General features: G+C 72.5%; 10 protein-coding genes. 1 reads left to right on the plus strand and 9 read right to left on the minus strand.

The genetic code is table 11. The annotated features are described in order from the left end of the window. Window positions 1–5: 5 nt before the first annotated feature. A complete protein-coding gene (locus tag ABD205_RS09520) occupies window positions 6–554 on the plus strand; it encodes an RNA polymerase sigma factor (RefSeq protein WP_344044562.1) in 549 nt (182 codons plus the stop codon). Here ABD205_RS09520 and ABD205_RS09525 read toward each other — a convergent pair. The 9 genes from ABD205_RS09525 to ABD205_RS09565 form a co-directional block, all read right to left on the minus strand. Further along, on the minus strand, window positions 551–994 hold the full coding sequence (locus ABD205_RS09525; protein ID WP_344044563.1) for a type II 3-dehydroquinate dehydratase: 444 nt from the start codon (window positions 992–994) through the stop codon (window positions 551–553). The genes ABD205_RS09520 and ABD205_RS09525 overlap by 4 nt on opposite strands. Then, complete coding sequence (gene aroB, locus ABD205_RS09530; protein WP_344044564.1) at window positions 991–2,076, minus strand: 3-dehydroquinate synthase; 1,086 nt, start codon at window positions 2,074–2,076, stop codon at window positions 991–993. The genes ABD205_RS09525 and aroB overlap by 4 nt, the downstream gene beginning before the upstream one ends. Next, on the minus strand, window positions 2,073–2,576 hold the full coding sequence (locus ABD205_RS09535) for a shikimate kinase (protein WP_425572792.1): 504 nt from the start codon (window positions 2,574–2,576) through the stop codon (window positions 2,073–2,075). Before ABD205_RS09535 ends, aroB begins: the two co-directional genes overlap by 4 nt. Before the next feature lie 32 nt (window positions 2,577–2,608). Further along, window positions 2,609–3,787: a chorismate synthase gene (gene aroC / locus ABD205_RS09540; protein ID WP_344044565.1), complete on the minus strand. Its 1,179-nt coding sequence runs from the start codon at window positions 3,785–3,787 to the stop codon at window positions 2,609–2,611. 59 nt (window positions 3,788–3,846) lie between these two features. Further along, window positions 3,847–4,575, minus strand: a complete 729-nt coding sequence (locus tag ABD205_RS09545; RefSeq protein ID WP_344044566.1) for an A24 family peptidase — start codon at window positions 4,573–4,575, stop codon at window positions 3,847–3,849. A 10-nt stretch (window positions 4,576–4,585) separates the two neighbouring features. Beyond that, window positions 4,586–5,401: a shikimate dehydrogenase gene (locus ABD205_RS09550; protein ID WP_344044567.1), complete on the minus strand. Its 816-nt coding sequence runs from the start codon at window positions 5,399–5,401 to the stop codon at window positions 4,586–4,588. A gap of 2 nt (window positions 5,402–5,403) precedes the next feature. Then, entirely contained in the window at window positions 5,404–6,642 is a 1,239-nt protein-coding gene (mltG, locus tag ABD205_RS09555) for an endolytic transglycosylase MltG (RefSeq protein ID WP_344044568.1), read from the minus strand. Next, window positions 6,639–7,112, minus strand: coding sequence for a Holliday junction resolvase RuvX (gene ruvX, locus ABD205_RS09560; protein WP_344044569.1), 474 nt, complete (start codon window positions 7,110–7,112; stop codon window positions 6,639–6,641). Before ruvX ends, mltG begins: the two co-directional genes overlap by 4 nt. Before the next feature lie 13 nt (window positions 7,113–7,125). Beyond that, window positions 7,126–7,807 (minus strand): DHHA1 domain-containing protein (locus ABD205_RS09565; RefSeq protein WP_344044570.1); only part of this gene is annotated, 682 nt, incomplete at its 5' end.

A 7,807-nucleotide genomic window follows, 5' to 3' on the forward strand; every position in this document is an offset into this window, starting at 1 on the left:
GCACCGTGCGTGACACGTCTCGGGCCGACACGGAGACCTCCGTCGTCGCGCTCGCGCGTGCGGGCGAGGCAGCCGCCTGGCGCGAGCTCTACGACCGGCACGCGGGCCGGCTGCTGCTGTGGCTGCGCCAGCTTCCGAGCGGCGATCCGAGCGCGGACCACGAGGACCTCGCCATGGAGGCATGGGCCGTGGCCGCCTCCCGGATCGCCGACTTCGGCGGCGGCGACGACGACTTCGGTGGCTGGCTGTTCACGATCGCCCGCAACCACCTGCTGAACACGCGCCGCAAGGTGGCCCGTCGGGCGACGTACGGCACCGCCGAGCTGCCCGAGATCCCGGTCCCGGCGGAGACGGCCGTGGTCGACCACCACGACGCCGTACGACGGGCACTCGCCGCGCTGCCCACGCGCGAGGGTGAGGTGATCGCCTGCATGGACGTCGTCGGGCTCGACCTGGCCACGACGGCGCAGGTGCTCGGCGTGAAGCGGCCCGCCGCCCGGATGGCGCGCAGCCGGGGTCTGGCGCGGCTGCGTCGCCTCGGCTGGGAGGTCTAGCGTCCGGCGATGGTCTCGAGCGCCATCCGGTAGCCCTCGAGCCCGTGCCCCTCGATCACCCGAGCCGCGTGAGGGGTGACCACCGAGGTGTGGCGCCACTCCTCGGGCCGGGTCGACGGCGCGCTGATGTGGACCTCGACGAGCGGGGCGGCGAGCTGCGCGCAGGCGTCGTAGATCGCCCACGAGTAGTGCGTCCAGGCGGCTGCGTTGAGGACGACCGGCGTCTGCTCGTCCGCGGCGGCGTTGAGCCAGTCGAGCATGACGCCCTCGTGGTTGGTCTGACGCACCTCCACGTCCAGCCCGAGCTCGTGACCCCAGCTCCGGCACATCTCGACCAGCTCGTCGTGCGTCGTCGATCCGTAGATCTCCGGCTGCCGGCGCCCGAGCCGGCCGAGGTTCGGACCGTTGAGCACCAGCACCCGCGTCGCGGCGACCGTCATCGCGACACCGCCTCGAACGCGGCGCGCAGCAGCTCGTCGCTCGGGCCGGCGAGGATGGACGGGCGGGCGAGCCCGTCGAGCACGAGGAAGCGCAGCTGCGAGCCGCGCGCCTTCTTGTCGACCCGCATCGATCCGACCAGGTCGTCGAAGCCCGCCTTGTCGTACGTCGTCGGCAGACCGACCCTCTCGAACGCACTGCGGTGCCGCGCCGCCGTCGCGTCGTCCAGCCGGCCCGCCAGCCGCGCCAGCTCAGCGGCGTACACGCAGCCGATCGCGACCGCCTCGCCGTGCCGGATCGCGTATGCCTCGCGCTTCTCGATCGCGTGGGCGAGGGTGTGGCCGTAGTTCAACATCTCGCGGCCCGGGTGCCCGTCCGCGCCCCCGGTCTCCTTGAGGTCCGCGACGACGACCTCGGCCTTGACCCGGATCGCCCGCTCGACGAGCTCCTCGAGCACCGGCGAGTCAGCGTCGAGCGTCGCCGGGTCGGTCGCCTCGACCAGCTCGAGGATCCGCGGGTCGGCGATGAAGCCGCACTTGACGACCTCGCCCAGGCCGGCCACCAGCTCCTCCCGTGGCAGCGTGCGGAGGAGCGTGAGGTCACAGAGCACACCGGCGGGCTCGTGGAAGGCGCCCACGAGGTTCTTGCCGGCGCCGGTGTTGACGCCGGTCTTGCCGCCGACCGCCGCGTCGACCATCGCGAGCAGCGTGGTCGGCACGTGGACGACCCGCACGCCGCGCAGCCAGCTCGCTGCGACGAAGCCGCCGAGGTCGGTGGTGGCGCCTCCGCCGAACGTCACGACGGCGTCGGAGCGCGTGAAGCCCTTCTCCCCCAGCGCCTCCCAGCAGTCGTTGGCGACCGCGGCCGTCTTCGCGGCCTCGCCGTCGGGCAGGCCGAGGGCGAGCACCTCGAAGCGATCCACGAGCCGGTCGAGGACGGGCTCGGCGAGCGCGCCGAGAGTGCCGGCGTACAGGAAGGCGACGCGCTCGACCTTCTCCCCCAGCATGCCGGGGAGTCGGTCGGCGAGGTCCCGCCCGATCACGACGTCGTACGGCGACGCTCCGCCCACGTGGATGGTGGTCATCGACCCAGCCTCTCCTCGATGTCGTCGGCCACCTGCTCGGGGGTCCGCCCGTCCGTCTCCACGGCGAACCGCGCCACGGCCTCGTAGATCGGAGTGCGCTCGTCGAGCAGCTGCTTCACGCGGCCGCGGACGTTGCCGAGGAGCAGAGGGCGCGCGGAGCCGAGTCCGACCCTCTTGACCGCGTCGGCGAGCCCGACCCGGAGGAAGACCACCGCGTGGTCCTTGAGCAGCACCTGCGTGTCCGGGTCGAGGACGGCGCCTCCGCCGAGCGAGAGCACGCCGTCGTGGGAGGCCAAGGCGGCGGCGACTGCGGCCTTCTCCAGCTCGCGGAAGTGAGCCTCGCCCTCGTCCACGAAGATCTCCGAGACCGGCTTGCCGGCATCGGCCTCGATGTCGGCGTCGGTGTCGCGGACGGCGACGCCCCAACGACGCGCGAGGACACGGCCGACGGTGGTCTTGCCGGCTCCCATCGGGCCGACCAGCACGACACTCGGGCTCACCGGCCCTGTCATCGGCTCTGTCACCGGCTCTGTCATCGGTAGCGGATGGCGTCGCGGTACGACTCGGCGTTGCGCCTGGTCTCGGCCACCGAGTCGCCGCCGAACTTCTCCAGCACCGCGTCGGCGAGCACGAGCGCCACCATGGCCTCCGCGACGATCCCCGCCGCCGGCACCGCGCACACGTCGGAGCGCTGGTGGTGCGCGACCGCCTCCTGGCCCGTCGCGAGGTCGACCGTGCGCAACGCGCGCGGAACGGTGGCGATCGGCTTCATGGCCGCTCGCACGCGCAGGATCTCGCCGGTGGACATGCCGCCCTCGGTGCCGCCGCTGCGTCCCGACGTACGCCGGATGCCGTCCGGTCCCGAGACGATCTCGTCGTGCGCGAGGCTGCCCGGCGTGGCGGCCAGCTCGAAGCCGTCGCCGACCTCGACGCCCTTGATCGCCTGGATGCCCATCAGCGCACCCGCGAGCCGCGCGTCGAGGCGGCGGTCCCAGTGCACGTGCGAGCCGAGCCCCGGCGGGAGGCCGTGGACGACGACCTCGACGACGCCGCCGAGGGTGTCGCCGTCCTTGTGGGCCTCGTCGATGCGCGCGACCATCCGCTTGGAGCCGTCGGGGTCGAGGCAGCGCACCGGGTCCTCGTCGAGCCGGGCGACGTCGTCGGGCCCGGGCAGGTCGGTGCCGGGCGTGCGAACGCCTCCGAGCTCCAGGACGTGGGACACGATCCGGGCGCCGACGCTCTGCTCGAGGAAGTTGCTCGCGACCCGGCCCAGCGCGACGCGGGCGGCCGTCTCCCGGGCCGACGCGCGCTCGAGGATCGGGCGCGCGTCGTCGAAGTCGTACTTCTGCATGCCGACCAGGTCGGCGTGCCCCGGTCGCGGCCGGGTCAGCGGCGCGTTGCGGGCCTGGCCCTCGAGGATCGCGGGATCGACGGGGTCGGCCGACATGACGGTCTCCCACTTCGGCCACTCCGTGTTGCCGACCTGGACGGCCACGGGACCACCCTGCGTCTCGCCGTGGCGCACACCGCCGACCAGGGTCACCTCGTCGCGCTCGAACTTCATCCGGGCGCCGCGGCCGTAGCCGAGGCGGCGGCGGGCGAGCGAGTCGCCGATCTCCTCCGACGTGATCCGGACGTGGGCGGGCAGGCCCTCGAGGATCGCGACCAGGGACGGGCCGTGGGACTCGCCCGCAGTGAGCCAACGCAACATGGGCCCAGTCTCCCATTCGGCATTCACGCGCGCATGCGTGGCCGGGCCCGTGAGACGGGTCAGGCGAGGTTCAGCAGGCTCCCGGCCAAGGCGGCGGCCAGCGCGCCGAGAAGCAGGAACGGCCCGAACGGCACGTGCTCGCGCAACGGTCCCTTGCTCGGGTCGCGCTTGATGGTGCGGCCGAGCAGCTTGAGCGGGAGGAACGACAGCGCGCCGAGGACGCCCGCGGCGAGGACGGACAGGATCAGGGTCCCGAAGCCCAGCGGGCCGAGGGCGAGCCCGATCAGGCCGCCGAGCCGCACGTCGCCGTACGCCATGATGCGAGGGCTGATGAACCACATCAGCCCGTAGTAGAGGCCCAGGGCGAGCCAGCCGATCACGGCGTGCAGCACCACGTGCCAGTCGCCCACGGCCACGGCGCCGAGGACGATGAGCAGCCCGACGACGACGTACGACGGCGCGACGATGCGCGAGGGCAGATACCACGTCACGTAGTCGATCACCGTCAGTGCGCAGCCCACCGGCACCAGGAACACCAGCCACGGCAGCGCCCACACCCAGCCGAACACGGCGCCCAGCAGACCGGCGGCGATCGCGCAGGCCACGGCGCACTTCCACGGCAGTCCGGGCGTCGCCCCGAGGTCGGCGTAGAGGACCTTGTCGGGGAACTCGCCGGGCTTCTCGTCCGGGTCCGTCTCGGGCTCGGGCAGGGAGGCGATCAGACGCGGTGCGAACCAGCCGGTCGCCGCGCCGATGGCGGCGCAGAGCAGCGCCGGGACCAGATGCATGGCGCGAACCCTACTGAGCGCGCGCGGCCAGCGCGGCCGAACCCGCGGCCCGCATGGCCTCGAGCGGGGCCGGCAGACCGGTGAACTGCTCGAACTGCAGCACCGCCTGGTGCACGAGCAGGTCGAGCCCGGTGACGACGGCACCCCTCGCCGCGTCAGCCAGCGGGGTTGGCCACGTGTCGTAGGTGACCTCGAAGACGAGCGGGGCCACCGCGCAGCGGGCGACCAGGTCGGGAGTCTCGGCGGCGACCGGGACCGTGGAGACGACCGCGTCGAACGGCAACGTGTCGAAAGGCACCGTGTCGAACGGCACCGTTTCGACGAGGGGTGCCGAGGGGTGGGCGACGAGGGCGGCGACCGTCTCCGACGCTCGCGTGGGGTCGCGGACCGCCAGCGTGAGCGACGTCGCCCCGAGCTCGACCAGTGCCAGCCCGACGCTCGCTGCGGTCGCCCCGCCGCCGAGGATCAGTGCCGAGCCGACCGGCCCGGAGTAGCGCTCGCGGATCGCGGACACCGCACCCGGGAGGTCGGTGTTGTCGCCTGTCCAGCCCGACTCCGCCCGGACCAGCGTGTTGGCGCCCCCCGCCAGCCGGGCTCGGGTCGTCACCGAGACGGCGAAGGCCAGCGCCTCCCGCTTGAGCGGTGCTGTGACGGACAGTCCCCGCCAGGTCGGGTCGAGGTCGGCCACGAAGCCGGCGAGTGAGCCGGACGGCACCCGGACGGCGTCGTACGACCAGTCCTCGAGGCCGATCTCGGCATAGCCGGCGGCGTGCAGGACCGGCGACAGCGAGTGGGCGACGGGGTCGCCCAGGACAGCACACCTCACGGTCAGCAGGCGCCGGCAGACTCGTTGGCGCAGTAGTCCTTCAGCTCCTGGCGGTACTGGAGGAACTCGGAGTACGTCTTGGCGAACTTGGTCTCGCCCGTCTTCAGGTTGACCGTGACGTAGTAGTACCAGTCCCCCTGCGCCGGGTGGGTCGCCGCCTGGATGGCCTGGTCTCCGGGTGCCTCGATCGGGCCCGGGGGCAGCCCGGCGTTGACATAGGTGTTGTACGGCGAGTCGGTCTTCGTCTCGTCGGTCGTCACCGTCGCGACGCCCTTGCGTCCGAGCGCGTAGTTCACCGTGGCGTCGATCTGCAGCAGACCGTTGGTGCCTTGCTTGTCGCCAGGCCCCTCGAGCCGGTTGTAGATGACCCGAGCGATCTTCGGCATGTCGTCACCGCGACCCTCGGCCTGCACGAGCGAGGCGATCGTCATCATCTGCGCCGGCGTGTAGCCGAGCGCTGCCGCCTGCGCCTCGAGGTCGTTGTCCTTCGCCGCCTGCTTCCAGCGCGTGACCATCTTCTTGATCATGTCGACCGGCTTGTCGGTCGGTCCGTAGGCGTACGTCGCGGGGAACAGGTAGCCCTCCGGGTTGCCCTTCGCGTACGCCGGCAGCCCGATCGAGGGGTCCTTGAGCGCCTTCTCGAAGTCGGACTTCTTGAACTTCGTCTTCTTCGCGAGCAGATCGACCACGTCGACCACCCGCAGGCCCTCGGGCACGGCGACGGTCGTGTTGACGATGTTCTTCGGGTCGACCAGCACGGCGAGCGCGTCCTCGGCGCTCATCTCCTTCTGCAGCTGGTAGAAGCCCACCTGGATCCCGGACGCGCTCGGGTTCGAGTTCGCCGCCGAGATGAAGGCGTCCACCGACTTCACGACGCCAGCGGTCTTGAGGTTGCGGCCGATCTGGGCGGCCGTGTCGCCGGGCTTGACCTCGAAGCTCACCTGGTCGTGGGCGGTCTGGCCCGAGTAGTCGCCGCCGCTGCTCCCGCCGAGCCCGTCGATCTTGCCCTTGACGAACGAGAAGCCGAACCAGAGCATGCCGACCACGACGGCGAGCGCGACCAGCGCCGCGATGCAGCCGGGCAGGCGGCTGCGGCGTCGTTCGGCACGCCGCCCACCCCGACGCGGCGGCTCGTCCAGCTCGTCGAAGTCGTCGTGCCCAGGCTCGCCGTCCTGTACGGCGGGTCGCTCGGCCGTGTCGCCGAGCCCCGGAATGTGTCCGGCCTCGTCGTGCTCGCTCATCGTGTCCCAACCTCGACGATCTCTCCAGGCGCGTCCCCCACGCCGCGTTCGGTGTCCAGTGCATGTTGCAGGATCAGGACCGCCGCCGCCTGGTCGACCACCGAGCGCCGGTCCTGGCCCTTTCGGCCCCGGTCGCGGAGCATAGCCTCCGCCGAAACCGTGGTGAGCCGTTCGTCGACCAGACGCACCGGCACGGGCGCCATCCGAGTGGCCAGTGCGGTGGCGAAGTCGCGCACCTTGGCAGTCGCCGGATTCTCCCCGCCCTTGAGCGAGCGGGGCAGTCCGACGACGACCTCGAGCAGCACCGACTCCGCTTGGATCTCCGCCGCCAGGGCGACGATCCGGGCCAGGTCGCCCCGGCCCCGTCGCACCGTCTCGAGCGGCGTGGCGAGGAATCCGGTCGGGTCGCTGCGGGCGACGCCGATCCGGGCGTCACCCGGATCGATCCCCAGCCTGACGCCCGGCCTCATCGGCTCCGCCGCATCAGGCCTTCGCCACCAGGCCCGGCACGAGGCCGAGCGCCTCGTCGATCCGGGACGCATCGCTGCCGCCACCCTGCGCCAGGTCGTCCTTGCCGCCGCCGCGGCCGCCCAGGACCGGCGCGAGCTCCCGCAGCAGCGCGTCGGCGGACAGCCCACGGGCACGCGCCGCGTCGTTCGTCGCGGTGACCACCGAGACCTTGCCGTCGCCGTCGCCGACGAGCACGACGACAGCCGGACGGTCGAGCAGCCGCGCACGGACGTCCGTCACCAAGGTGCGTACGTCGCCCGCAGCCGCACCGGACGCGCGTGCCGCGACGACGGCAACGCCGCCGACGTCGACCGCGCTGTCGGCGATCGCGCCGGCGCTGGAGAGCAGCTGGGCGGTCCGGACACGCTCGATCTCCTTCTCCGCGCCACGAAGCCGCTCCACCAGGTCGTTGACCCGCTCGGGCAGCTCCTCCGGGCGCGCCTTGAGCGCCTCGGAGAGCTGGGCGACGAGCACGTGCTCGCGGGCGAGGAACTGGTAGGCGTCCGTGCCGACCAGCGCCTCGACGCGGCGCACGCCGGAGCCGATCGACGCCTCGCCGAGCAGCTTGATGACGCCGAGCTTGCCGCTGGAGGCGGTGTGGGTGCCGCCGCACAGCTCCCGGGCCCAGTCGCCCACGGAGACGACCCGGACCACG

Source organism: Nocardioides panacihumi (assembly GCF_039530925.1).
GTDB lineage: Bacteria > Actinomycetota > Actinomycetes > Propionibacteriales > Nocardioidaceae > Nocardioides > Nocardioides panacihumi.

What these genes read in the sequence shown, in the direction of transcription:
- aroB (WP_344044564.1), bottom strand. Translation starts at nt 2,076, where the DNA reads ATGACCACCATCCACGTGGGCGGAGCGTCGCCGTACGACGTCGTGATC.
- mltG (WP_344044568.1), bottom strand. Translation starts at nt 6,642, where the DNA reads ATGAGCGAGCACGACGAGGCCGGACACATTCCGGGGCTCGGCGACACG.
- ABD205_RS09525 (WP_344044563.1), bottom strand. Translation starts at nt 994, where the DNA reads ATGACGGTCGCCGCGACGCGGGTGCTGGTGCTCAACGGTCCGAACCTC.
- ruvX (WP_344044569.1), bottom strand. Translation starts at nt 7,112, where the DNA reads ATGAGGCCGGGCGTCAGGCTGGGGATCGATCCGGGTGACGCCCGGATC.
- aroC (WP_344044565.1), bottom strand. Translation starts at nt 3,787, where the DNA reads ATGTTGCGTTGGCTCACTGCGGGCGAGTCCCACGGCCCGTCCCTGGTC.
- ABD205_RS09545 (WP_344044566.1), bottom strand. Translation starts at nt 4,575, where the DNA reads ATGCATCTGGTCCCGGCGCTGCTCTGCGCCGCCATCGGCGCGGCGACC.